General features: G+C 62.1%; 27 protein-coding genes, 2 tRNA genes and 1 pseudogene. 11 read left to right on the top strand and 19 right to left on the bottom strand.

Annotated elements, in window-relative coordinates:
• Positions 1-74 precede the first annotated feature (74 nt).
• The 5 genes from ASD99_RS34195 to ASD99_RS28175 form a co-directional block, all read right to left on the bottom strand.
• Positions 75-242, bottom strand: a complete 168-nt coding sequence (locus ASD99_RS34195; RefSeq protein ID WP_082525241.1) for a Thivi_2564 family membrane protein — start codon at positions 240-242, stop codon at positions 75-77.
• Positions 243-314: 72 nt separating this feature from the next.
• A complete protein-coding gene (locus ASD99_RS28190; protein ID WP_056582057.1) occupies positions 315-671 on the bottom strand; it encodes a hypothetical protein in 357 nt (118 codons plus the stop codon).
• 135 nt (positions 672-806) lie between these two features.
• On the bottom strand, positions 807-2120 hold the full coding sequence (locus tag ASD99_RS28185; protein WP_056582056.1) for a homoserine dehydrogenase: 1314 nt from the start codon (positions 2118-2120) through the stop codon (positions 807-809).
• 52 nt (positions 2121-2172) lie between these two features.
• Positions 2173-3390 (bottom strand): LL-diaminopimelate aminotransferase, encoded by a 1218-nt coding sequence (locus ASD99_RS28180; RefSeq protein WP_056582054.1) that lies wholly within the window; start codon positions 3388-3390, stop codon positions 2173-2175.
• A 45-nt stretch (positions 3391-3435) separates the two neighbouring features.
• Complete coding sequence (locus tag ASD99_RS28175) at positions 3436-3837, bottom strand: hypothetical protein (protein ID WP_057145612.1); 402 nt, start codon at positions 3835-3837, stop codon at positions 3436-3438.
• A 98-nt stretch (positions 3838-3935) separates the two neighbouring features.
• Here ASD99_RS28175 and ASD99_RS28170 point away from each other — a divergent pair, with 98 nt between their 5' ends.
• From ASD99_RS28170 to ASD99_RS28160, 3 genes are all read left to right on the top strand, one after another.
• Complete coding sequence (locus tag ASD99_RS28170) at positions 3936-5771, top strand: PHA/PHB synthase family protein (RefSeq protein ID WP_057145610.1); 1836 nt, start codon at positions 3936-3938, stop codon at positions 5769-5771.
• 215 nt (positions 5772-5986) lie between these two features.
• The gene (locus tag ASD99_RS28165) at positions 5987-7231 is read left to right on the top strand and encodes a YcbK family protein (protein WP_056582048.1); all 1245 of its coding nucleotides are present in this window, start codon (positions 5987-5989) and stop codon (positions 7229-7231) included.
• 254 nt (positions 7232-7485) lie between these two features.
• Positions 7486-7560: transfer RNA gene (locus ASD99_RS28160), tRNA-Glu, on the top strand.
• Between the two features lie 141 nt (positions 7561-7701).
• Here the strand turns inward: ASD99_RS28160 and ASD99_RS28155 are convergent.
• From ASD99_RS28155 to ASD99_RS28115, 8 genes are all read right to left on the bottom strand, one after another.
• Positions 7702-7872, bottom strand: coding sequence for a hypothetical protein (locus ASD99_RS28155; RefSeq protein WP_162252211.1), 171 nt, complete (start codon positions 7870-7872; stop codon positions 7702-7704).
• Between the two features lie 475 nt (positions 7873-8347).
• Complete coding sequence (locus tag ASD99_RS28145; RefSeq protein WP_244497928.1) at positions 8348-8701, bottom strand: TadE family protein; 354 nt, start codon at positions 8699-8701, stop codon at positions 8348-8350.
• A gap of 40 nt (positions 8702-8741) precedes the next feature.
• Entirely contained in the window at positions 8742-9131 is a 390-nt protein-coding gene (locus ASD99_RS28140; RefSeq protein ID WP_274533728.1) for a TadE/TadG family type IV pilus assembly protein, read from the bottom strand.
• 55 nt (positions 9132-9186) lie between these two features.
• Positions 9187-10413 carry a pilus assembly protein TadG-related protein gene (locus ASD99_RS28135; RefSeq protein ID WP_057145606.1) on the bottom strand — a complete coding sequence of 409 codons (1227 nt, stop codon included), beginning with the start codon at positions 10411-10413 and terminating at the stop codon, positions 9187-9189.
• Between the two features lie 257 nt (positions 10414-10670).
• A complete protein-coding gene (locus ASD99_RS28130; RefSeq protein ID WP_056582385.1) occupies positions 10671-10934 on the bottom strand; it encodes a DUF6074 family protein in 264 nt (87 codons plus the stop codon).
• 169 nt (positions 10935-11103) lie between these two features.
• The gene (locus ASD99_RS28125; protein WP_057145604.1) at positions 11104-11400 is read right to left on the bottom strand and encodes a DUF982 domain-containing protein; all 297 of its coding nucleotides are present in this window, start codon (positions 11398-11400) and stop codon (positions 11104-11106) included.
• 151 nt (positions 11401-11551) lie between these two features.
• Positions 11552-11791, bottom strand: a complete 240-nt coding sequence (locus ASD99_RS28120; protein ID WP_056582037.1) for a hypothetical protein — start codon at positions 11789-11791, stop codon at positions 11552-11554.
• 112 nt (positions 11792-11903) lie between these two features.
• Complete coding sequence (locus ASD99_RS28115) at positions 11904-12326, bottom strand: hypothetical protein (protein WP_156389095.1); 423 nt, start codon at positions 12324-12326, stop codon at positions 11904-11906.
• 200 nt (positions 12327-12526) lie between these two features.
• On the opposite strand from ASD99_RS28115, the gene map reads away from it, so the two are divergent.
• Positions 12527-13354, top strand: coding sequence for a type I methionyl aminopeptidase (gene map / locus ASD99_RS28110; RefSeq protein WP_057145743.1), 828 nt, complete (start codon positions 12527-12529; stop codon positions 13352-13354).
• A 25-nt stretch (positions 13355-13379) separates the two neighbouring features.
• Here the strand turns inward: map and ASD99_RS28105 are convergent.
• Positions 13380-13595: pseudogene (locus ASD99_RS28105) on the bottom strand (ATP-binding protein); the annotation flags it as partial.
• Positions 13596-13980: 385 nt separating this feature from the next.
• On the opposite strand from ASD99_RS28105, the gene radC reads away from it, so the two are divergent.
• Complete coding sequence (radC, locus tag ASD99_RS28100; protein ID WP_057145600.1) at positions 13981-14739, top strand: RadC family protein; 759 nt, start codon at positions 13981-13983, stop codon at positions 14737-14739.
• A 15-nt stretch (positions 14740-14754) separates the two neighbouring features.
• Positions 14755-15150 (top strand): M20/M25/M40 family metallo-hydrolase, encoded by a 396-nt coding sequence (locus ASD99_RS28095; RefSeq protein WP_057145598.1) that lies wholly within the window; start codon positions 14755-14757, stop codon positions 15148-15150.
• A gap of 843 nt (positions 15151-15993) precedes the next feature.
• On the opposite strand, the gene ASD99_RS28080 is transcribed toward ASD99_RS28095, so the two are convergent.
• Both ASD99_RS28080 and tig read right to left on the bottom strand, forming a co-directional pair.
• Complete coding sequence (locus tag ASD99_RS28080; RefSeq protein WP_056582384.1) at positions 15994-16518, bottom strand: hypothetical protein; 525 nt, start codon at positions 16516-16518, stop codon at positions 15994-15996.
• A 164-nt stretch (positions 16519-16682) separates the two neighbouring features.
• A complete protein-coding gene (gene tig / locus ASD99_RS28075) occupies positions 16683-18170 on the bottom strand; it encodes a trigger factor (RefSeq protein ID WP_057145592.1) in 1488 nt (495 codons plus the stop codon).
• Between the two features lie 356 nt (positions 18171-18526).
• On the opposite strand from tig, the gene ASD99_RS28070 reads away from it, so the two are divergent.
• Positions 18527-18611: transfer RNA gene (locus tag ASD99_RS28070), tRNA-Leu, on the top strand.
• A 153-nt stretch (positions 18612-18764) separates the two neighbouring features.
• Here the strand turns inward: ASD99_RS28070 and ASD99_RS28065 are convergent.
• From ASD99_RS28065 to ASD99_RS28055, 3 genes are read right to left on the bottom strand one after another with little or no spacing between them, the layout of a single operon-like run.
• Positions 18765-20213 carry an aromatic amino acid lyase gene (locus ASD99_RS28065; protein WP_057145590.1) on the bottom strand — a complete coding sequence of 483 codons (1449 nt, stop codon included), beginning with the start codon at positions 20211-20213 and terminating at the stop codon, positions 18765-18767.
• 26 nt (positions 20214-20239) lie between these two features.
• Entirely contained in the window at positions 20240-20824 is a 585-nt protein-coding gene (locus ASD99_RS28060; RefSeq protein ID WP_057145588.1) for a GDYXXLXY domain-containing protein, read from the bottom strand.
• Positions 20821-21939 carry a DUF2157 domain-containing protein gene (locus tag ASD99_RS28055; protein WP_057145587.1) on the bottom strand — a complete coding sequence of 373 codons (1119 nt, stop codon included), beginning with the start codon at positions 21937-21939 and terminating at the stop codon, positions 20821-20823. Before ASD99_RS28055 ends, ASD99_RS28060 begins: the two co-directional genes overlap by 4 nt.
• 238 nt (positions 21940-22177) lie before the next feature.
• Here ASD99_RS28055 and ASD99_RS32860 point away from each other — a divergent pair, with 238 nt between their 5' ends.
• From ASD99_RS32860 to ASD99_RS35365, 4 genes are all read left to right on the top strand, one after another.
• Entirely contained in the window at positions 22178-22318 is a 141-nt protein-coding gene (locus ASD99_RS32860; protein ID WP_013531315.1) for a DUF1127 domain-containing protein, read from the top strand.
• 49 nt (positions 22319-22367) lie between these two features.
• Positions 22368-22508: a DUF1127 domain-containing protein gene (locus ASD99_RS32855; RefSeq protein WP_082525239.1), complete on the top strand. Its 141-nt coding sequence runs from the start codon at positions 22368-22370 to the stop codon at positions 22506-22508.
• Between the two features lie 501 nt (positions 22509-23009).
• Positions 23010-24428: a methylenetetrahydrofolate--tRNA-(uracil(54)-C(5))-methyltransferase (FADH(2)-oxidizing) TrmFO gene (gene trmFO / locus ASD99_RS28050; RefSeq protein WP_056582382.1), complete on the top strand. Its 1419-nt coding sequence runs from the start codon at positions 23010-23012 to the stop codon at positions 24426-24428.
• Positions 24429-24446: 18 nt separating this feature from the next.
• Positions 24447-24731, top strand: coding sequence for a hypothetical protein (locus tag ASD99_RS35365; protein WP_057145585.1), 285 nt, complete (start codon positions 24447-24449; stop codon positions 24729-24731).
• Positions 24732-24826 lie beyond the last annotated feature (95 nt).

Genomic DNA, 24826 nt, shown 5'->3' with positions numbered 1-24826 from the left:
TTCCAAAACGGTGCCGGCCCGGTCGCAATGAACCGGGCCGGGTTGAAAAAGTCAAAATCGGCACCTTTCGCGGCCTAGAAAACCGCAAGGTATTTGAGCAGCGAAATGATGCCGATGATGATCACGATGACCTGAGCGATCTGCCTCATGCGGGCATCGAGCGGCAGGCGCTGAACCAGATAGAGAACGAGGATGATGACGAGGAATGTGATCAGGATGCTGATCAACGCGGATGAAGCCATGGTGCCCTCCTTAACGATGACGTACTGAAAACAGGGAAATGAGCCGGAGAAACCGGCCCTGTCGCGACGCGACTAATACCAGCGGCGCGACGTGTCGTTCATCGACTGGCCAATGGCGAAGCCGGCCAGAAAGCCGAGCAGGCCGATCACGCCGACCACGGCTGTCGTCGTACCGGGATTTTCGCGTGCGACTTCCGAAACAGCATGGGCCTGGCTGCGCAGCTGTTGGGCGGTTCGCGATGCGCGGGCCGCCGCCGTGTCATAGAAATCGGAAGCCTGTTCGCTGGCGTCATCGAGCATCTCCGCACTCCGCGCCGAAATGCTCTTGTTGATCTTGGTGATCTCCTTGCGCAGTTCGTCAATCTGCTTTTCCAGCGTCTTTTGGATGTCGTCGATGTGTGGGGTGTCGGATTTGTTGGTATCGGCCATGAAGCGGCTCCCTCTGGTTACTGTCCAAGAGAACGGCGGCGGCGCGAATTCGTTCCGGCCGGGCGCGGCTGTTTGCCGTCCGAATGGCCTCAATGCGTGCGGGATTCTTGTCCCACGCGGCTACCGGGCGAGAAACTATCCTGCCCGCTCGATGCGGATGACCTGCGGCTTGTCGGTCAGATGGCCGTCCTTGGTGATGCCATCGACGGCCTTGCGCACGGCCGCCTCGGTCGTCTCGTGGGTGACGAGGATCACCGTCTTCTGTGCTGCCGCCTCGCCATTGACCGCGTGCTGGACGATCGATTCCAGCGAAATGTCGTTGTCGGCCATGCGCTTGGCTATTGCCGCAAACACGCCAATGCGATCATGCACGGTCAGCCGGATGAAGTAGCCGCCGGCATGGCTGCGCATCTGCGCCTTCTTGTACGGTTTCAGTTCCTTCGCCGGCCGGCCGAAGACCGGACCGTGCTGGAAGCCGGGCCGGCTCTTGGCGATGTCGGCGATGTCGCCGATGACGGCCGAGGCGGTGGCGTTGCCGCCCGCACCGGGGCCGGACAGCAGCAACTCGCCAAGAATGTCGGTCTCGATCGCCACCGCATTGGTGACGCCATGCACCTGCGCGATGACCGAGGAGGTCGGCACCATGGTCGGATGCACGCGCTGCTCGATGCCGCTCTCGGTGCGCTGGGCGACACCAAGCAGCTTGATCCGGTAGCCAAGATCGCCGGCCGCACGGATGTCGGCCTGGGTGATGTTGGAAATGCCTTCCATATAGATGTCGTTGGCGGCGATCCTGGTGCCGAAGGCAAGGCTGGTCAGGATCGACAGCTTGTGCGCGGTGTCGTGGCCCTCGATGTCGAACGTCGGATCGGCTTCGGCATAGCCCAGCCGCTGCGCGTCCTTCAGGCAGGCGTCGAACGAAATGCCCTCGGCCTCCATGCGGGTCAGGATATAGTTGCAGGTGCCGTTGAGGATGCCGAACACGCGGGTGACCGAATTGCCGGCCATCGCCTCGCGCATCGTCTTGATGACGGGGATGCCGCCAGCCACCGCCGCCTCGTAGTTGAGCAGCACGCCCTTCTTCTCGGCGATCTCGGCCAGCGCCACGCCATGCTTGGCGAGCAGCGCCTTGTTGGCGGTGACGACGTGACGGCCGGCTTCGAGTGCCGCCTTCACCGATGAGCGCGCCGGCCCCTCGTCGCCGCCGATCAGTTCGACGAACACGTCGATTTCGGCGGCCTGCGCCATCTTGACCGGATCGTCGAACCACTTTGCCGAGCTCAGATCGACGCCGCGGTCACGCTTCTGGTCGCGCGCCGAGACGGCGGTGACGATCACGTCACGACCGCACTGGCGGGTCAGTTCCACTGCCTTGTCGCGCAGCACACGCGCCACCGACGCGCCAACCGTACCGAGGCCGGCAATTCCAACACGCAATGCTTCAGCCATAGAAGGCAACGTCCCTCAAGTCAGATCGAAATCGAAATGGTGTGCGGCAAGCTTACCGGTGAGCGGAAAGCGGAACCACATTGTTGGGCTGCTTGGCGCTGGTCAACAGGAAGCGCTTGATGTTGCGCGCCGCCTGGCGGATCCGGTGCTCGTTCTCGACCAGCGCGATGCGGACGTGATCATCGCCATGTTCGCCGAAGCCGACACCGGGCGCCACCGCCACGTCGGCATGTTCGATGAGCAGCTTGGAGAATTCGAGCGAGCCGAGATGGCGGAACGGCTCAGGGATCGGCGCCCAGGCAAACATCGACGCCGCCGGTGCCGGAATGGTCCAGCCGGCGCGGCCGAAGGCATCGACCATCACGTCGCGGCGCTTGTGATAGATGTCGCGGACCTCGGCAATGTCGGCGCCGTCGCCGTTGAGCGCGTGTGCCGCCGCCACCTGGATCGGCGTGAAGGCGCCGTAATCGAGATAGGATTTCACCCTGGTCAGCGCCGAGATCAGCCGCTCGTTGCCAACGGCAAAGCCCATGCGCCAGCCCGGCATCGAGAAGGTCTTCGACATCGAGGTGAATTCGACGCAGACATCGATCGCGCCCTGAACCTGCAGCACCGAAGGCGGCGGATTGCCGTCGAAATAGATTTCTGAATAGGCAAGGTCGGACAGGATGATGATGTCGTTCTTCTTGGCGAAGGCCACCACATCCTTGTAGAAATCAAGCGAAGCGACCAGCGCCGTCGGGTTCGACGGATAGTTGAGGATCAGCGCCAGCGGCTTCGGGATCGAATGCTTGACACCGCGCTCGAGCGCCGGGATGAAGCCGTCATCGGGCTCCACCTGCAGCGAGCGGATGACGCCGCCCGACATGATGAAGCCGAAGGCGTGGATCGGATAGGTCGGATTCGGGCACAGGATCACGTCGCCCGGCGCCGTGATTGCCTGCGCCATGTTGGCGAAGCCTTCCTTCGAACCAAGCGTGGCCACCACTTGCGTGTCGGGGTTGAGCTTCACGCCGAAGCGCCTGCTATAGTAGGCGGCCTGGGCGCGGCGCAGGCCCGGAATGCCGCGCGACGAGGAATAGCGGTGCGTACGCGGATCGCGCACGACCTCGCACAGCTTGTCGACGATGGCCTTGGGCGTCGGCAGATCCGGATTGCCCATGCCGAGGTCGATGATGTCGGCGCCGCGCGAACGGGCGCTGGCCTTGAGCCGGTTGACCTGCTCGAAGACGTAAGGCGGAAGCCGGCGAACCTTGTGAAATTCTTCCATGGCAGTTCCAGACAGCAAAGGGGGTATTGGGCGCGCGCTATATACTTATTTGCAGGTAGGGTCGAGGGCGGGGTCGCATTTGGCTTCGATCTGCTTCAGCGTTTCGTCGCCATGCTTCTTGGCGAGATCCGTCAGCGTCGCCTGGTTGGCGACCTTCGGACCGCCGCCTTTGGCCGCCTGCGCATTCTTGTCCGCCTTCAATTGCGCAAGCCTGGCGTTCTTCTCGGCTTCGGTGAACTGCGGCGCCGCCACTTGCGGCTTGATGTTCAGGTTCGGAAAGGTGCCGGTATCCTTCGGACCCGTACCGGCCGCGACGGACGTCGGGCCGTCGGTGCTGGAGCACCCGGCAATCCCCATGAGGACGATCGCCATGAGGACGATCGCCGCGCCGATGCGGCAAAAACGTCCGGCATCGAAAAAAACAGTCTCGCCAATATTAATCGTCATATTGTTTCCTTGGCAGCCGAGGTAGAGCGAGATTGGACCCGGTCGGATGTCCCATGTTAATATGTCAAGAAAAGGCCTCGGGAGGAACCCCGCCTACCATGTCCAAAACACCCGATTCGGGCAAAGCGGAAGATGACGAGCCTTCGACCGTCGAGCAATATCTGGTGAAGGACCCGGAACGCTTCGCTCTGAATATGGCGCGCATGATCGAGCAGGCCGGCAAGGCGGCTTCCGCCTGGGCCGAGCCGCGCGAAAAAGGCGAGGTGCGCGATCACGTCGCCGAGCCGGTTGTCGACATGGTGAAGACCTTTTCCAAGCTCAGCGAATACTGGCTTTCCGATCCGCAGCGCGCGCTGGAAGCGCAGACACGGCTGTTCGCCGGCTACATGACGGTCTGGGCCAACGCCATTCAGCGTACCAGCAACGCCGCGCAAGAAACCGAAGACGCCGTCAAGCCGGAGCGCGGCGACAAGCGCTTCCTCGACCCCGAATGGGGCCGCAACGCCTTCTTCGATTTTCTCAAGCAGGCCTATCTCGTCACCTCGCGCTGGGCGGCCGATCTGGTCGAACACGCCGAAGGTCTGGACGAGCACACCCGCCACAAGGCGAGCTTCTACGTCAAGCAGGTGTCCAACGCCATCTCGCCGTCGAATTTCATCCTGACCAACCCGGAGCTGTTTCGCGAGACCGTCGCTTCCAACGGCGAGAACCTGGTGCGCGGCATGAAGATGCTGGCCGAGGACATTGCCGCCGGCAAGGGCGACCTGAAACTGCGCCAGGCCGACTATTCGCCCTTCGAGATCGGCCGGAACATCGCCACCACCCCTGGCAAGGTGGTTGGCCGTAGCGATGTCGCCGAGATCATCCAATACGATCCGGCGACCGAGACGGTGCTCAAGCGGCCGCTGCTGATCTGCCCGCCATGGATCAACAAGTTCTACATCCTTGATCTGAACCCGCAGAAATCCTTCATTCGCTGGGCGGTCGAACAGGGCCACACCGTGTTCGTCATCTCCTGGATCAACCCGGACGAGCGCCACGGCGCCAAGGGATGGGAGGCCTATATCCGCGAGGGCCTGCAATATGGCCTCGACACGGTCGAGAAGGCCACCGGCGAGCGCGACGTCAACGCCATCGGCTATTGCGTCGGCGGCACCCTTTTGGCGGCGGCACTGGCGCTGATGGCACGCGAGGGCGACGACCGCATCAAGTCGGCCACCTTCTTCACCACCCAGGTCGACTTCACCAATGCCGGCGACCTGAAAGTGTTCGTCGACGAAGAGCAGGTCGCCGCGGTGGAAAAGTCGATGAGCGAAAAGGGCTATCTCGACGGCACCAAGATGGCGACCGCCTTCAACATGCTGCGCTCGGGCGACCTGATCTGGCCCTATGTCGTCAACAACTACATGCGCGGCAAGGATCCCCTGCCCTTCGACCTGCTCTACTGGAACGCCGATTCGACCCGAATGGCGGCGGCCAATCATTCCTTCTACCTGCGCAACTGCTACCTCGATAACACGCTTTCACAGGGCAAGATGGAACTCGCCGGCCACACCATCTCACTGGGCGACATCACCATCCCGGTCTACAACCTCGCCTCCAAGGAAGATCACATCGCGCCGGCGCTTTCGGTGTTCCTCGGCTCGAAATATTTCGGTGGCAAGGTCGAATACGTCATGGCGGGATCGGGTCACATAGCAGGCGTCGTCAACCCGCCGGCCTCCAACAAATACCAGTACTGGACCGGGGGTATGCCGACAGGCGACTTCGGACAGTGGGTAGCCAAGGCCACCGAGCACCCAGGGTCCTGGTGGCCGCACTGGCAGAACTGGATAGAGGCCAGGGACAACACCCGCGTGCCAGCCCGCAAACCCGGCAACCATATGAAAACCTTGGGGGATGCTCCCGGTACCTATGTGAAGGTGCGTGTGTAACGGACTGTAATGTCTGGTGAGTTGACGGGCCGGTAAAAGCGGGCGAAATGGTGTCGTCAACCATCAAGCGGCCGTAATTCGGCAATCACTGCAAAAATACTTCCAGGCTTGCGGATTTGACACAGGTCTCGTTTCCGGATCGGAGACAAAGGTCACCTTGACGCGGCGTATCGGTGCCGCACCAAGGACATACCGACCGGGCATCGAGGGGGAATTTGACTTTGAAATCAGCAGGATGGAGCCTCGCAAAGGGAGAACGCCGCGCCATCGTGGCAGCGCTCTGCTCCTTGCTTCTGGCCTCCTGCACCTCGGCTGGCGACCCGACAATGTCGGTCGGAATGCCCGGCTACAATGCCACCGCATCGGACATAAGTGCTGCCTCGAGCGGCAAGGCGACCGTCGCCTCCGATTCGTCCGAGGTCACGACCGAGCAGACGACCGTGATGACGGCGAGCGATACGGCGCTGCCCGAGAAGGTCGCCTATGTCCCGGTGGCCAATCCCGAAACCGCCTTTCCGTTGACCACGCCGGCCGGTGCTGAAACAATCGTCGGCAACACGCCGCAGTCGCTGACACAGCAGGCGCAGACCGCGCAGCAGAACGACACGGTTGCTCAGCAGATCGCCGCCGCCGACGCCGGCGTAAACGCGCAGAAGCCGACAGCCGCTCCGGCCATGAACAACCCGGTTTACGTGACGGCTGGCGAGATGCCGCAGGCCGAAGCACCAAAGAAAAAAGGCTTCCTGGCCTCGATGTTTGGTGCCACGCCAGCCTCGGCGACGCCCCTTATCAACACCCGGTCGGGCGAGCAGCCCGTGGTGCAGGCAAAAGCGGCGCCAGCAACGGCAAAGCCGATCATCACGCTGGCCTCGGCCGATTCTACGGCAAAGCCGGTGCAACTGGCTTCGCTCGGCGGCGATACCGGCCACATCACCGGTAGCGATGCCCTGCCCGGCGTGCGCCAGACGGCCCTGTTCGAAATCAAGCGCAAGTCCGGCCTTGATGACGAAAGCGACGTCGACCTCAACGAGGATGAGGGGCCAGTCGGCGGCTCCTATCAGGTCGCGTCCGCCGCCGGCATGGCCCGACTGGCGCCCAACGGGCTGCTCAAGCAGAACGAGAGCGTCGATGTGGCCTGCCTAAAGCCGTCGCTGGTGCGCGTGCTGAAGACGATCGAAGGCCACTACGGCCGCAAGATGACGGTGACGTCAGGCTATCGCGACCCGGCCCGCAACCGGCGCGCCAACGGCGCCAAGAATTCGCTGCATATGTATTGCGCTGCCGCCGACATTCAGGTGCCCGGCGTTTCGAAATGGGAGCTGGCAAGCTACATCAGGAGCATGCCCGGCCGTGGCGGCGTCGGCACCTACTGCCACACAGACTCGGTTCACGTCGACGTCGGCCCCGAGCGCGACTGGAACTGGCGCTGCCGCCGGCGCAGCGGCGGTGGCGACGGCTAACGGCATTATTCTGCGATTTGGCGCGATGCGTCCCGTCTTCGTCATCCTAGGGCGAAGCAGGAGCGAAGCTCCGTCGCAAAGACCCTGGGATTCATGCCGGGATTTTAGCCGACGAGAACAGCGGAGCAGAATTCCGCACCTTGCCGGACGTAGCGAAATCCTTGATTTCAAAGGCCCGGAAAAAAGTTGTCCAAGGTGGCACCTGACGGGTTGCCGGTTGCGCACAACGCCAGTATAAGCCGCTTCGTCTGAGCGCGCCCATCGTCTAGCGGTTAGGACACCGCCCTTTCACGGCGGTAACAGGGGTTCGATTCCCCTTGGGCGTACCAGAGACTTCAACCGCACTTGCAATTGGACATACCGAGGCCTGCGGGGACGGCATTGCGTGTGAGAGCCAATGCTGAAACGAGAGCCCGTCCGTTAAGGCGGCCCTCTTTCAGCGCTTCAACTTGGCGTCCGCCAAAGCAAAATCAAAAGCCGGTTATGATCCACGGATTCGAGTCGTATCCGAGGCGCGGCTCTGCCTTCGCGCCGCTATCTTCCGGTTTGGCAGTTCCGGTAAAACTGCAGTCCAGATTTGGAACGGGCTTCTTGGCTGACGGGTTGGTAGAACACAAGGCGGCGGCATCACTGATTGCCACCTTCTTCTCCTTGGCAACAGCCACACCAGTCGCGGCGAACACGACAGCCGTGCAAAATATAGCCACTCTCATTGGCCCCCCACAATGCAAATACCCCGAGGGATGCCCGGGCATGACGCTACGTCAATTTAATATTAGCATTAACAAATATATAAGATAGCCCTGTGCCATCAAAAAGCTGGCCGGAGTGCGTCACGTGACCGCCAAAAGCGGTGCCGATGGGGGCACCGGCCGGGCATGAGCCGCATTCTGCTATGGGAGAAGGGCGTGGATAAACTGAACATAGGGGCTGATCAGGCTAAACGCTGGCGAGACCGGGCCCTGCGCGGTCGCCGAAGGCGTCTATCGCATAACGTCGTGTCGTGGGCACTGATCCTGACGGCGATAATCATTCTCTGTGGTCTGATCGCGCTCAAGGCGTACAGGTAAGCAGAACCCCAGCGCGCGTTCTCGGCGATCGCTGTCCTGCCAGAGCCTAGCCGCCGACCAGCGGCACGGTGACGGTTGTCGCGTAGTTGATCGGGAAGGCGCTGAAGTAAGGGAAGTCGATGACGAAGGCGTAGGTGGCGGTCAGATGCGCCATACGGAAGCCGCCGCTCACCGGGTCGATGGCGATCGTGACGTTCACATCCTTCAAACCCAGGGCCTGCAATTTTTGCGTGAGGATCGATTGGATGTCGGCCTGGGTCAGGGTGTTCTTAAGCTGCAGCGAGCGCGATGACGTCTCCAGCGTATAACGAACACTGGAGACCGAGTGCATCGACCAGCCGAAGGCGAAGATGCCGAACAGCAGCATGACGAGGAAAGGCGCGATCAGCGCGAACTCCAACCCGGCCCCGGCCGATCGATCCCGCCCGAACGCGCTTGCTCTAGCGGACACGGATCATCTCCTGGTGGCCGATGATGCTGGAAGCGGAAAAAGCACCGAAGGCAACGGGCGGCACCCAAGTGGCCGAGGCCTGGATCTGGACATAGACCGATGGCGCCTTCGGGCCACTGCACAAGGTGGAAGCGTTGACCACGGTCGTCCCGCACATGTAAATCCGGGTTAGCGTGACTTGGCCGTCCTCCGGCCGATTCTCCCAGCTCGCAATGGCAACAGCCTTGGTCGCCGCATCATTGGTCGATCCGCCCATGACCAGGTTCGCGGCAGTCTTCACGCCGGCGCGCATCGACAGCGAGCTCGTTACGTAGGACCAGCCGTCCAGAATGCCGAGCAGCACCAGGCACAGGATGGGCAGCACCATCGCGAACTCCACCGCCGCAGCGCCCGCATCATCGCCAAGGGTCCGGATCGATTGGCGTTTCACGAAGCTACTCGACCAGCGCCACGGACTGCCCCGCCGGAATGTCGCGCATTCCGAGGCTCGTGCAATCCTGGTTGACGGTTGTGCTGCCGGACCATTGAATCGTATTGGCGACGACCTGGGTGCAGCCGCCGTTGCCCGAGAAGTTGCCAAGATAGTTTACTTGCTGTTTCGGGAAGTAGATGGCCCCGGTCAGCAGCGAGTCCGCTGTGCCGTTGAATGTGCTGGATGCGGCGATACCGGTCCTGTCGCCGTAAAACAGAACGCCTGAATAGGTGCCCGAGGTCGGCGCGCTGAGCTTCACGGAGGCATTGCCATTCATGCTGACGGTCGAACTGCCCGACATGAAGATGGTCACACCGCTGCCGACGATGGCCGCGTTGGCGTTGATCTTGAGATCGCCCCGAACGACATAGACGCCCGGCGAAAGCGTGACATTGCCCTTTAGGTTCATGCCGCTGCAATAGGTGCCTGGACTGAGCGTCGGCTTGTTGTCGTTCTGGCAGGGGTTCGAGGCCGTCGGGGCCGGCAGGTCGGCAAAGGGATCGGCGACCGGCAGTGCCTGGGTGATTGGGGCCGCGCAGACGGTTGTGACGGGATTGCTGAGAGAGACGCCGCCCGCCGATATCAGGCAATCGACCTGGAGGCTCGCCGAGCCCTGGAGCTTGATGGCGTCCGGGGCGATCGAATTGGACATCACCACGCAGCCGGTGACCTTCACGGTGGTATTGCCGGAAAACAGTGCCGCCTGCGAGGCGGCCGGATCGAGCGCGGTCATGCAGGCCTTCGAGGCATCGGTGATGAGGGCCACCGCCCTCGCCTGTTCGGGAACCTGGGCCTGCGTAAAGATTGCGGTGAACATCCGGTCGAGCTTCTGACCCACGATGACCTCGACCGCCTTCTTCGCCGTATTTGGTCCAGACGCTGGTGGCGTATTGACGACGATCGTGCCCGAGCCCAATCCGTTCGTCGCTGCCGACTGGGTCGCGGCCGCGACGATTGTCGGCTTGTCGGAACCCGAGACCCGTTCAAGCGCGCCGGCATAGGCGGCGGCATCGGCCGTCGCCTGCAATCTCAGGCTGTTGTAGTACCAGTAGGAGGTCTCGACACCGAAGCCCGCGGCGCCGACAACGATCGGCAAGGTCAGGGCGAAGATGGTGGCAACATTTGCGCCCGTGCTCCGGCGCATGCCGTCTATTGTAAGCCAAATACGGGTGAAGCTACTGGAGGCCATGACATAAATTAGAAAGCACGCACATATGAACGAATGGCTAAAAAGTCCCGTTCAATTTTGATCAGTGACCTATTTGTTTCCAAAAGGAAGGGTTTGTTGGCTGACCGACGGGTTTTGGACATGACGCTCCTTGCCCGCGCCAGTTCGCCGGTGCGAGCTCATTTCATAGCAGCGTGTCTTGGCGGGCGAATGGGCCAGCGTCATCAAGACGGCCGCTATTGGAGCACTTAATAGAGCCCGGTTCCGCGATATTTTCTTTAAGCGGAAAGTATTGGCATCGACTCCGCAGGCGTTCCAGCCAACATCTCTCGCTGTACGGCCAGGAAAAACCTGCGCACTTCATCGCTGGCTGCTGTTCTGTCCCTGCCGGAACCGACCACGAGATCGAGCAACTCCGACGCCTTGGCCCTCCAGAAGGAGGTGGCGGTCTCGCCATGCAGACTACCGAGCTTGGCAGCAACCTCCCTGACCAAGAATACCTGACGGTCGATCGGGAATGCACGAATTTTTTCTGAGGACATCTTCCGAACCATGAGACTGACGCAACGAATCAACCATTGCCAACAAGCAATGGCGTAGCCGGGAAGGTGGAAACGGAAGCTTAACGGCGCTGTCGCTGGTGCACCTGATGTGCAGCCGTACGCTCACGACATCGCCGTGTGCGTTCAAACATTGACGTTGCGACGGCCCTCAGGCCTGGAGCGCCCTCGTCTGACCGCCGCGCTTGCGCGGCGTCATCATGTCCCTGGCCATCAGTCCGCTCGCCCGGCAAAACGCCATGAATGCCCGGCACGCATCCTCGGTCTTGACCACGTCCACCGTGGCGCCAAAGCAGGCGTTGAACGCTTTCTGATAGATCGGGCCCTGACGGCGCGCAGGCCAGTCCTGAAGAAAATCGAGCGCCTGTTCGACGCCGTATATCTCCTCGACTGGCAGGCCGGGCGCGGATGCGATGCGCACCGGCACCTCGAATTGCAGTCTGTCCATTTCCTGTCTCCCGAACTGGCGTCACCGAGGCAACGCCATTCGTCGTCAAAAGTTGCTTTGACCAGCTTTTGGCCCAGAAATGTGTCGTCACTTGGGTCGCTGAACCGCCACGTCGCCCAAACAATCGAGGATATGCTTTGGGCGACTGCGTTCACTGGTTCGCCGGATCCGTCTCCGCGTCGAAAGCCATGCGAATGGCGGTAATCAGCACAGATATCGTCGGCACGGCGAAGATGCCGCCGAGAGCAAGGGCCGCCATCGCCGACAGGCCGAGCGTCTCGGCAACCGCCCAATAGACGGTTCCGATGCAGATGAGCGCCTGGACAGAGAGGAACGCGGCAGCCGCGGCAGCACGCGACAGGGTTTTGAAAGTCTTGATGCGGTGTTGCATTGAAAATAGTCCGGAAATGGCGCGCCGCGCGACCGCGGCGCGGCCGACAGCCGCCGCACGATCACGGCGCGAACAGGGATAGCTATGGGTGAAGGGTGCGGTTCTGGACCGCTCAGGCCGCGATGGATGGCGGTGCGCGCGGCTGGTTGGTGCTCGCCCTGGGAACCGAGGCCGCTCCGTATCCCGAAACAACCGCTCCCGCCGGCGTCCGTTCGACCCAAAGGAAGACAGCGTCGGGGACCGGCAGAGCGGGGTGGCCGCCGGCGAACTTGACCAGAGCCGGACGGACGGCGCGAACTTCCAGCGCTTGCGCCTTGCCGGTGACACGCAGCAGCGCCGCCACCTCATCGGACCGCTCGACACCGACGCTGGTAACGCTCGGCGCACTATCCGGGAAGGCTGGCACCACCGGCTGGCCGAGGCACAGCATCGCCAGCAGCACCATGCCCATCAGGCATGAGCAGGCTGCCGTCAGCGGCGCTTCAAGCCATCTGGCTTGCCTGGCCGCCGTGAAGGGGCGAGATCTCGAAAACATCACCCGCCCTACCGCACGATGACCAGAATGGAAAGCAAACCGGGCAAAACCCGGCAAGACATTAGCCCATGCAAGGCGAATATCCCGAATGCACGGCTGCATCAGGCAGTTCTTCCTTGAACCTTTCGCCCTCAAGTGCCAAATCTGGGGAGATTTTCACGTCGGCCCTCTTGCAGGGTCCTACCGGCTACACGGACAAAATGGTCACCTATCTCGACGCCGCCACGGCCCCGCTCAGAAACACCGGCCAGATTCGCCTCTATGGCGAGGACGGCTTTGCCGGCATGCGCAAGGCATGCGATCTCACCGCGCGCTGTCTCGACGAACTGGTGCCGATGGTCGAGCCCGGCGTCACCACCGAAGCAATAGACCGCTTCGTCTTCGAATTCGGCATGGACCATGGCGCGCTACCGGCGACACTCAACTATCGCGGCTACACGAAATCGTCCTGCACCTCGATCAATCATGTCGTCTGCCATGGCATTCCCGACAACAAGCCGCTCAAGGATGGCGACATCGTCAACATCGACGTCACCTACATCCTCGACGGCTGGCACGGCGATTCCTCGCGCATGTACCCGGTCGGCACGATCAAGCGTGCCGCCGAGCGCCTGCTCGAAGTCACGCATGAATGCCTGATGCGCGGCATAGCGGCGGTCAGGCCCGGCGCCCGCACCGGCGCCATCGGCGCCGCCATCCAGACATATGCCGAGGGCGAGCGCTGCTCGGTGGTGCGCGATTTCTGCGGCCATGGCGTCGGCCAGCTGTTCCATGACGCACCGAACATCCTGCACTATGGCAGTGCCAATGAGGGCGTCGAGATGAGGCCCGGCATGATCTTCACCATCGAGCCGATGATCAATCTTGGCCGGCCGCACGTGAAGGTTCTGTCGGACGGCTGGACCGCGGTGACGCGCGACCGCTCGCTGTCGGCGCAGTACGAGCACACGATCGGCGTGACCGACACCGGCTGCGAGATTTTCACCCTGTCGCCAAGAAAGCTCGACCGCCCCGGCCTGCCGGCTTAGCGCATCTTACCCGGCACGCGACCGTCTATGACGGTTGGGCACTTGGACCATTCGGCAGGTCGACGGTAACGACCAGTCCATTGGGTTGGTTGTCCAGCAATTCGATCCTGCCGCCGTGCCACTCGACGATGTCGGCAACGATCGAGAGGCCCAGGCCGAACCCATGCTTCGACGCAACGCCGCGCGACGCATCCTCCTTGAAGAACGGTTCGAAAAACGAGCGCGGGCCGTCATCGGAAATCGTCGGTATCGACTGCAATGGCGTCGGCCGCAAGCACGATCCCCGAATGCGTTGAAAACAGAATTGCCATCGCCGCAAGAGAGGCCCGGCCAGCGAACATTCCAGAATCGATTTTGGCCAACGGCGTGCTCCGGAAGAGCAAGGCCGTGGGGCCCTCATGCTCTGGCTATTTCAGGTGAAAATGGCTGCATGCGTGAAGTGATGTTAAGTTTTGTTGCGCAATCTTGGTCTGATCTTGGCGCCTGTATTAGCTAGAGAATCCCGAAGTTGATAACACAGGCTGGCATGACCATGACGCCCGCGCCGGTCGTCTCGCGCTTGCAGAACAGAACGGTTTTCAATCCAGCCCAGAACGGTTTTAATGTTCGCATCGGAGGGGCGGCATATGGGGAACACAAGCGACGACGACGAGCGGAATTTCTTCGCCGAAGTGCCGATGCGGCCAGCGGCGAAAGCCAAGGCGACAGACGAGAGGCCGCATTATCTCGGCCATCGCGACCGCTTGCGCGAGCGCTTTGCCTCGGCGGGTCCGGACGCCCTGCCCGATTACGAACTGCTGGAGCTTCTGCTGTTTCGCCTGATCCCCCGCGCCGACACCAAGCCGGTGGCCAAGGCGCTGCTGGCGCGCTTCGGCACGCTGGCCGAAGTGCTTGGCGCGCCTCTCGGCCTGCTGCAGGAGGTCAAGGGCATCGGCCCGGCGGTGGCACTCGACCTGAAAATCGTCGCCGCGACGGCGCAGCGCATGGCACGCGGCGAGGTCCACGGCCGCGAGATCCTCTCATCCTGGCAGCAGCTTCTCGACTATTGCCGCTCAGCCATGGCCTTCGAGGCGCGCGAGCAGTTCCGGATCCTGTTCCTCGACAAGAAGAACGCGCTGATTGCCGACGAGGTGCAGCAGACGGGCACTGTCGACCACACGCCTGTCTATCCGCGCGAAGTGATCAAGCGCGCGCTCGAACTCTCGGCGACCGCCATTATCCTGGTGCACAATCACCCGTCAGGCGACCCGACGCCGTCGCGCGCCGACATCGAGATGACCAAGGAGATCATCGACGCGGCCAAGCGCCTGGGCATCGCCGTCCACGACCACATCATCATCGGGCGCAAAGGTCATTCCAGCATGAAGGGCCTGCTGCTGATCTAGGGCCAGAGGGCATAGTTGGGGACTGCCACGAGCGCCCGATCAAGCCCGGGCGATCGAATTAAGCGCAGGAAATTCGTTTGCATAATCTTCTGCCGAGATCCCTATCTGCGAAAGCACCCTGCCCGCGTCGAGTGGATCCTCGACGCCGACTGCGCCGAAATCCCGTCGGACAATCCCTTTGTCGGCGTCTTCCAGGAGGCCGTCAAAGAAGCCAACCTCTCGCCGGTCCTGAGTGGTTTTGGCGCGCACAGCGACATCGGCCTGCCGACCGGCCTTGGCAACACCCCGACCGTCAATTTCGGTCCCGGCGATCCGGCGCAGGCGCATCAGCCGAACGAACGCGTTTCGGTGCGCGATCTCGTCGATTGCACCAAGGCAATTGCAATTGCCGTCGAAAAATGGTGCCGCTAGCAGGCAGGAAGCGATGTCAGCGACGGAGAAATCCGGATCGAGCCTGTCGAGCCCGCCTCAAGGCCCTTCCATTGTGTCCAACGAGCCGATATCGACGCGACCTTCACCGTTCTGATCAGCCGCTGAAGTGGATGGGACGAATCCGGCTAAAATAAGCGAGTACCCCGTTCATATTTTCCTCGAGCGCGGTTCGGAATTCTCGCTCGAACCCCTGTTGAAGCATGGGTGAGACCTGGGCTCTGTTTCTTATGATGTTGATGTGGCCGAGGAGATGGGGACTGAAGGGCCGTATCGTCAATCTACCTGCCCATCGAGCCGCCGAGAACGGGTCGACGATCGACACTCCCAAGCCCTGTGCGACCAGGGCGCACGCCGTATCGGCGAACGGTGTTTCGAAACAATAGCCGACGGCAACCCCGGCGTGATGGGACGTTGATGCTTTTCAGGCGGCCAGAGCGTTGCCTATACGCCGGAGGGCCGTTGGAAGGGGTCGCTCAGTTCGACAGCTCTCGGCCTGACCGATGCCATCGCGACCTTGCCTTTCATCGGCGAGTCCACCTTCCTGAAGGTCGATGCTTCCCGCGTCGGGAGTTGCGCGGTTGACGGCATCCCGATTGTCGACACGCCCGCTGCCTTGCACAACACCATCTATGGGTTTGCCTGGACTGGCCATGGCTTCGCCATCGCCCTTGGCTTCACCAATACCTCACGGACTGGATCGTCGGTGGTGAAGAGCCGCAAGCGCTCGAAGTTTTCTCGGGCAAACGGTTTCATGGGCCGCTTTTGGCGAGTGGCATGCATACCCAAGTGGCTTTGGGCGGGATTCCGCGCCAGGAAATCTGATCACGGTACATCCGTGTTGCAGCTACCGGCAACCTGATTGACCGCTTCGCCGAACCCGGCGAGGTCGAAATCGGCTTCGCCGCGCCCCGACAACAGCCCGAACCGCCACGAAAGCTGGAGCCGGTTCGCGGCGACAAGGCGCCTGATGCCATCGGCGCCGTCGCGCACCAGCATCCTGCCGCGTGGCCCGACCGACCAGCTTTCATCGAACTTGCTGCCCTGGTCGAGCGTGACCGACATGGTGATCTTGCGGCTGGCCGAGACGGCGTCGTTCAATTGCAGCCATTCGGTCCAATGCGGCTCGCCGTTTGCCCGGCAGGCAATCGTCAGGATCGGGCTGTAGCTCAAGGCGCCGCCGCCGGTGATCAGCTTGTTGGTGGCATAGAGCGACGCCGTGACGAGGCCGTCGTCGCCCGTGTCGAACCGCCAATTGTCAAGCACCGTATCGGCTCGGGCGATGCCGCAGGCCGAGACAAGGATCAGCGCGATTGCCGCTGCGTGTCCCAATTCGACGAAAAGTCTCAACACGCCCTCCAACAGCCAAGCGGCTTTCAATAAGAGCGCAGATAATGATCAAAGCTTGGTCGCCACAGGCCGTCGCTCGCGAAGCGAGCCGGCTGTTGCAGTTTGGCAACGAAAAAGGCCGCCTCGAGGGCGGCCTTTCCTGTCTCAGCGGAGCGCAGGTGTTGTCAGGCGTCCTTGGCAGCTTTCTTCTTCGGCGCGGCCTTCTTCTTGGGCTCTTCCGCGTCGTCGCCAGATTTGGCATCGCTCGTCTTGTCGTCGGCCTTCTTGGCGGCGGCTTTCTTCGCCGGCTTCGCCTTGACGGCGGTTTCGTCCTCCTCGTCGTCGGCCATCAGCTCTTCCTTGCTAACCTTGACGTCGGTGACCGAAATCTGGCCGAGCAGATGGTCGACCACCTTCTCCTCGAACATCGGCGCCCGCAACGTGTTCAACGCTTCCGGGTTGTTGCGGTAGAACTCGAAGACTTCCTGCTGCTGGTTGCCCGGATAGCGGCGCACCTGCTCGAACAGGCCGCGCTGCAACTCCTCGTCCGATACGGTGACACCGGCCTTCTCGCCGATTTCAGCCAGCACCAGGCCGAGGCGCACGCGGCGCTCGGCAAGCCGCAGATACTCGGCGCGCGCCTCGTCTTCCGTCGTCTCTTCGTCGGCGAAGGTGCGTCCGGCTGCTTCCAGGTCGCGATTGACCTGCGCCCAGATGTTGTTGAACTCGGCGTCGACGAGCTTCGATGGCGCCTCGAACGAGTAGGCCGCGTCGAGCTGGTCAAGCAACTGGCGCTTGACCTTCTGTCGCGTCATGGCGCCGAACTGGTTCTCGATCTGGCCGCGCACGACGTCGCGCAGGCGCTCCAGCGACTCCAGGCCAAGGTTCTTGGCGGTCTCGTCGTTGATTTCCAGCGCGCCGGGCTGGGACACCTCCTTGACGGTGACGTCGAAGGTCGCTTCCTTGCCGGCCAGATGCGCCGCCTGGTAGTTTTCCGGGAAGGTCACGGTGACCTGCTTTTCGTCACCGGCCTTGGCGCCGACAAGCTGATCCTCGAAGCCGGGGATGAACTCCTTCGAGCCCAGCACCAGCGGCTGATCGGTGCCGGCGCCGCCATTGAAGGCCTCGCCGTCGATCTTGCCGACATAGTCGATGGTGACGCGGTCGCCATTGGCGGCCTTGCCGGTCTTCGGCTCGTAGCTGCGCGCCGATTCGGCCACGCGCTGGACCTGCTCGTCGATCTCGGCATCCGGCACGTCGAACACCTGGCGCGTCACCTTGATGTCGGAAAAGTCCTTGATCTCGATCGCCGGAATGATCTCGTAGTTGAGGCGGAACTCGAAGTCGACGCCGCCGGCCAGGATCTTCTCGGCTTCCTTCTCGTCCTCGGTCATGATGACTTCGGGCTGCATGGCAGCCTTTTCGCCACGCCCGGTGATGATCGAACGGGTCGAATCATTGAGGATTTCGTTGACCACTTCGGCCATGAACGACTTGCCGTAGACCTTGCGCAGGTGCTGCACCGGTACCTTGCCGGGACGGAAGCCGTTGATGCGGACCTTGTTCCTGGCATCCGAGAGCCGCGCCATCAGCTTGGCTTCCATGTCACCGGCCGGCACGGTGATCTTGATCTCGCGCTTGAGACCGGAGTTGAGCGTTTCGGTGACCTGCATCGTAAAACCTTTGTTTTCACCAATGAGACTGCCACGGCCTCTGCCGTTTACAGCCTGCCGGTATATTCTTGCCGGGAATGGCTTTTGGTACGGAACCTGGCGATTTGACCGAAAATACGGCTCAAACTCTCCCAAACTGCGTTCCAAAATGTGAATAAGTTCTTGTTTTTCCTACTTCTTATCACATTCTGTAGAAGCGGATCGTCGCGTCCCGTCACATTTGACACGCCTTTTGTCACAGGCGAGGCTAATTTTCAACAGTCTTCGCATTTCGGCGAACAACCATCATTTTGGCCCTGATCCAACATCTTGTCTGACATTGACAGAATGATGGCTACATGGGATTGCCGACCCATGCGGATGTGGCGGAACTGGTAGACGCCCTGGATTTAGGTTCCAGTGCCGAAAGGCGTGGGGGTTCGAGTCCCTTCATCCGCACCACCCTTCGCTCTTCGAGCTTCGGGTGGCAGGCCACCTGAAGTTCGCTAGACGAAGGAGTGTCCTCCGAAGCCTTGGCGAAGGAGGACCGACGCAGGTTCGAACTCCATCTGCTCGGGCACACCAATGTCCCCGGCTAGTGGCCGCTCCATGGGATCATGCCTCGAACACTCGCCCGGTGAACCACTCGGCCAGCTTTGCAAGCTCCGGCCCCAGCACACGATCGTCGTCGACAGGCGGCACTATGTTTCTGACCTCAGTGACGAATGATTGCAGCGCCGGCGGCGGCGTGCGTTCGGTGACGTGCAGCGCCTGGGAGGCGATCATCGCCAGCATCGCCATGGCGGCATCAACGCAGCGTCCGGCGGTTGCCTCCTTGGTCCAGGCGAAGAACGCCGTCGTGGCGACGTCGTCCTGCCCGGCGCCCGCTGATTCCGTTCCCGGAATGAAGGTGCGCTGTGCGGCCAGCTTGGCCTGCTCGAGATAGCCGGTGATCGCCATCGGCACATAGCCGACATTGCCGTGGCCGTCGCTGTCGGCTGAGTGTCGTCCGGTCATCAGGAGATCCGGCAGCAGCGACACCTTGCCGTTGAGGAGTTTTGAGGCGTGGCGGTCGCAGAGCAGGCAGATATCGGCCCATATCGCCGCCAGATCGTCCAGCGCCGGCGTCGCCATGGCATTGTGATAGCCGCCCGTGCTGATGCAGCGGCCGAGCGGATGTGCATCGTGAGGCGTGATGTAGACTGGATTGTCCGATATCGAGGCCAGCGACACGGTGGCCGCCCGCTCCGCCGTTGACAGCGCTCGATGCGCCTGGCCGAGGACGCGCGGCACGATGCGGTAGCTGACCGGCGCCTGATAGTTGCGCCGACCGTCTCCGGCGCCGGCCAGAAATTCCCGCAACCCCTGCAGGGCAGCCGCTTCATGCTCATCGCCCCAAAGCGCATCGAGGGCCGCGTCGTAGTGCTCGAGCGGCGCACGAAAGGCTTCTATCGACAGCGCGAACACTTCTTGCGCCATGCGGAGGCGGCGGCGCGCCGCGAGCGCGGCATCAGCCACCAGAGCGGCAGCGCAGGGCGAACCGTTGATCAGAGAGCCTCGTTCCTTGACCTCCAGGTCGAAGCGCGTCGAAAGCTCGGCAAATAAGGGATAGAGCGCCAGGATCTCGCCGGCGCCGCCCTGGCCTGAGGCCGGCACCGTTGGCATCGGCCGACCGTCGAGCATTTCTGCGACGGCCAGCGCGATGCGCGGCGTGGTGGCGGCGTTGCCCTCGATGAAGTTTGTCAGGCGGGCAAGCACGATCCCCCGGACCACGCGATCAGGCAGCGGATCGCCGAACGAGGTGGCGGCGGCGAACGCCTTGATGCGCGCATGGCGGCCCCGCTCGTCGAGTTCGAGCTTGCGGCTCGCCAGCTCCCCCATGGCGGTGGTGACGCCATAAATGACCGGTGGCGGGTCGGATTCAATCAGCTTGAGGAAGGAAGCACGGCATTCGGCGATCCGCTGCAGGGCCTTCTCGCTGATCGCCACCGTTTCCTTCTTCCAGGCGACGCGGAAAACAGTGTCGAGGTTGATGTCCTCCCGCGTCGACAAGGTGACTGGCATGCTTCACACCACGGCAAACAAGGACATTAATAAAGCGGTTCCTCGAACAGCGTCTTGTCGCCGTCCACCAGTGCCTTGATCTGCGCGGTGCCGTCGCCGGCAAGCGCGAGGCGGATGCCGAACGGCCGCACCCGCATGTCGTTCTGGATCGCCATCCCCTCGCCTTCCGGCAGATAGAAGCGCTCGATACCGTAGTCCGGCGCGATGGTCGCCTCTTCGCTGCGAAGGTCCCAGCCCTCGGCGACGTGGCCTGATATATCGGCCTCATCGGCAGCGGCCGGCGTCGGCGCCTTGCCAAACCAGGCGGTCATCGGCTGCCAATAGCCGTCGGCGCCCTTCTTGAGGCGAACCATAATCGCCGTATCGTCGCTGGAAAATTTGTCGGCGGGAATATTGGCGATCATTTTCACAGGTATGCGCGAAATCTCGTATCCCAGAATAATATAGTCGCCGCGCAGGAGGTCGCGCGGATCGACGGGCTCGATCTTCAGCAGCACGTCCTTGCCGTTGCGCAGGATCGCCGCGCGGCCTGCGATGATCCAGCTCAGGAAGCCTATCTGGACGAGCGCCAGCACCAGCGCCGAGATGACAAGTCTTTTCCCGGTCATCATGCCGTGACTCCCTTGGCAACTGAGCCCTTCATGCGTTTTTCCACGCGGATGATGACCAGCGCGAGGATGCCGAGCAGCACCGCGGCGGCAAGGAAGAAGCCGGCCGTATCGAGCATCGATTGCAATGTCACCACATAGATGATGGCGAGTTCGAAGGCGAAGCCGGCATAGGCAAGCCAGCGCAACCCGCGGCTTTCTCGTCCGGCCAGCACGATTGCCGCGACGATGCCGGCCAGCGCGACGACCGAGGCGATGGCGAAACCGTTGTTGTAGGTGCTCTTGTCAGCCAGTTCGAACTGGATCATGGCCAGGCCGGTGAGGAAGCCGAGCAGGGCGTGCAAGGGCAAGCGGCCGCCAAGCTGCACGATTCTGTCGACCGGATCCGGCGCGAAGACCGAGGCCGCAAACAGCAGCATCGAGACGACCACCAGCGGGATCGCCACCTGCAACGTGTCGTGGTTGGTGACCAGCAGCACCAGATAGAACAGCACCGACAGGATGATCAGGTGCCGCGCCGTCTGGCTGCGGGTCCAGAACGAGACGGCGAACAGCACGATCGCCATGACGACGAAGGCATGAGGAAATTCGCTGCGGCTGTAATAGTCGAAGCCTTTCAGGAACAGCCAGGCATCGGCAATGCCGACCGAAGCCACGGTCAGCGGGTTCGATCGCAGCGCCACCGCCGCCAGTGCCGTGCCGGCGCCCCAGGTGACCAAAGCCGACGCCTCGTCGCCGGACAGATGATACATCTGGCCGATCAGCGCGATCGACCCGCCGAAAGCCGCCGCCGCCACGATCCACAGCGCCTCGCCGATCGCCGCATGGTCGCGCGTCTTCAACAGTGCGCCGCCGACGTAGCCGCCAAGGATAACCGCAAAAAGTGTCAGAACGCGCGCCAGCCGCGGGATTGCGTCCCAGTTGGCGGCAACGAAAATCAGGATAGCAGCGCCGAACATCAAGGCAGCCATCATCGCCAGGATCGAGCCGAAGCTGAGCGACTTGCGCTCGTTGGCCTCGACATCGCGCGAGAGCGAATCGGCGGTCGCGGCGTCGATCATGCCGGCCTGCTGCCAGCGCGCGATATCCGCCCTGACCCGCGACGAATAACCCGCCATGCCGCTTCTCCCCCAGTTTGGTCTTTTTTTCAGCCGGCCCGGTCAAGCCGTTGACGCTAAGGCATTTTCCGATTCGGGCTTCTTTGTGTCAGGTCCGTGAACGCACGTTAATGCTGCATTGCACAATTTGCATTGCTGCCATGCAGCCATAGCGCTTTTAAATCGATATAGGCCCGCCTATCTATGCTTCGTACACAAAGACGGAATGATCCGGAAGAAAGACGAAACGAGAAATACCATGAACCTGATCCGCAACTACCGCAACTGGCGCCGCTACAGGGACACCGTGTCCGAGCTGAGCCGCCTGAGCAACCGTGAACTGACCGACCTCGGCATCAGCCGCAGCGACATTCCTTACGTCGCTCGCAAGGCGGTCTAACTCTTCGGACCGCAAATGGTCCGAACCAGTTTTGAAAAAGAGAACGACAATGAACCTGATCCGCAACTATCGTAACTGGCGCGTTTATCGCGAGACGGTTAGCGAGCTGGGTCGCCTTTCGAACCGCCAGCTGCATGATCTCGGTATCGTCCGCGACGAAATCAAGATTGTCGCCCGCCGGGCGATCTAACACAGGAATTTCGCCAGGGTCGACCTCCTCCCCGACCCTGACGGATCCGGTCAACCTTCACCTCCTCCCGAGGGTTGACCACCAAAACGGCGCCCGCCGCACCTCCTCCCGCGGCGGGCGTTGTTTCCCAAAAAGAGTTTTCGTCAAAGCCGACCTCCTCCCCGGTGATGACGAGTAGGCCCGACCTTCACCTCCTCCCGAAGATCGGCCACCAAAACGGCGCCCGCCGCACCTCCTCCCGCGTCGGGCGCTGTTTCCCAAAAGGGTTTCGCCCCTTGTAAAAAAGCGAAAGAGTTTTCGTCAAAGCCGAACTCCTCCCCGGCGATGGCGAATATGGTCGGCCTTCACCTCCTCCCGAGGGTCGACCCCAAAAATGACACCCGCCGGACCTCCTCCCCCGGCGGGTGTTGTTGTTTTCAGGGGTTGATCCCGAGCTGCTGTTTGCCCCTGCGCCACGCACGGCAATTGCAATCGCCGCACCAAGCGATTATTCCGGCGCTCATGAGCAAAAATCCAATCCATATCATCGGTGGCGGCCTCGCCGGTTCCGAAGCCGCCTGGCAGGCAGCGCAAGCTGGCGTTCCCGTCATCCTGCACGAAATGCGGCCTGTTCGCGGCACCGATGCCCACAAGACCGATAGCCTGGCCGAGCTGGTCTGCTCCAATTCCTTCCGCTCCGACGACGCCGACAACAACGCCGTCGGCCTGTTGCACGCCGAAATGCGGCTGGCCAACTCATTGATCATGAGCGCCGGCGACGCCAACCAGGTGCCTGCCGGCGGTGCGCTTGCCGTCGACCGCGACGGATTCGCCGACGCCGTAACGAAAAAACTCGAAGCGCACCCGCTGATCACCATCCAGCGCGAGGAAGTGCCTGATCTGCCGCCGGCGGATTGGGACCAGGCGATCGTCGCCACCGGTCCGCTAACCGCACCTGGACTTGCCCAGTCGATCGCTGAAGCGACCGGCGCGGATGCGCTAGCCTTCTTCGACGCCATCGCGCCGATCGTCCATTTCGACACGATCGACATGCATACCTGCTGGTTCCAATCGCGCTACGACAAGGTCGGGCCGGGCGGCACCGGCAAGGACTACATCAATTGCCCGATGGACAAGGACCAGTACCTTGCCTTCGTGCAAGCGCTGGTCGATGGCCAGAAGACTGAATTCAAACAATGGGAAGGCACGCCCTATTTCGACGGGTGCCTGCCGATCGAGATCATGGCAGAGCGCGGCGTCGAGACGCTGCGCTACGGGCCGATGAAGCCGATGGGGCTGACCAACGCGCACAATCCGACGGTAAAGGCCTATGCCGTCGTCCAGCTGCGGCAGGACAATGCGCTGGGCACGCTCTACAACATGGTCGGTTTCCAGACCAAGTTGAAGCATGCCGAGCAGGTGCGCGTGTTCCGTACCATACCGGGTCTCGAAAACGCCGATTTTGCCCGCCTCGGCGGCCTGCACCGCAACACCTACATCAACTCGCCGACCTTGCTGGACGCTTCGCTGCAGCTGAAGTCGCGCCCAGGCCTGCGTTTTGCCGGCCAGATCACCGGCTGCGAAGGCTATGTCGAAAGTGCCGCCATCGGCCTGCTCGCCGGCCGCTTCGCCGCCGCCGAAAGGCTCGGCCATGCACCGGCGCTGCCGCCGCTCACCACCGCTTTCGGCGCCCTGCTCAACCACATCACCGGCGGCCACATCGTTTCAGACGACGAGCCGGGAAAGCGCTCTTTCCAGCCGATGAATGTCAATTTCGGCCTGTTCCCGCCCGTCGAAGCCCCGAAGACCGAGGGCAAACGCATGCGCGGCAAGGACAAGACCGTCGCCAAGCGCCACGCCATCACCTCGCGCGCACGCGCCGATTGCCGGCAATGGCTGGGATTGGCGGCGCAAACGGAAACGGCCGAAGCAGCGGAATAGACGGCTTCTCATCAAGCCTTGCGCATCCGCTGCGCTGGCAAAGCGGAAACGGCCGCCCTTCCAGGTGAAATCGGCAAGCCGGAACGAGACCGTGTTCACATCTTCGGCGTGCAAAACCGCGACATCTTGAGGCGTGACGATGCGGGTCAAAAAGCAGTCGCCGATGCATTGAACGATCCCGATGCGCCCTCGCCCGATATCCAGAAACGCCGTCCTGGCGTCCGCCGTCAGGCGGACCAGTGCCGCGATCTCGTCGGGAAAATCCTCCGCGAATCGGCTCATTGCCTGATCGGCGCCGGTTAGCGTCGCTGTCTTGCTGCCACCGGTGAAATGCACTGCGGCAACCGACAGCGCAATGCCAAGGGCGACGATGGCGACCAACAACGGCAAGCTCATGA

It is taken from the genome of Mesorhizobium sp. Root695 (assembly GCF_001428185.1).
Lineage (GTDB): Bacteria > Pseudomonadota > Alphaproteobacteria > Rhizobiales > Rhizobiaceae > Mesorhizobium.
Note: the sequence above shows the minus strand (reverse complement) of the source record. Positions and strands in the feature narration are given on the sequence as shown.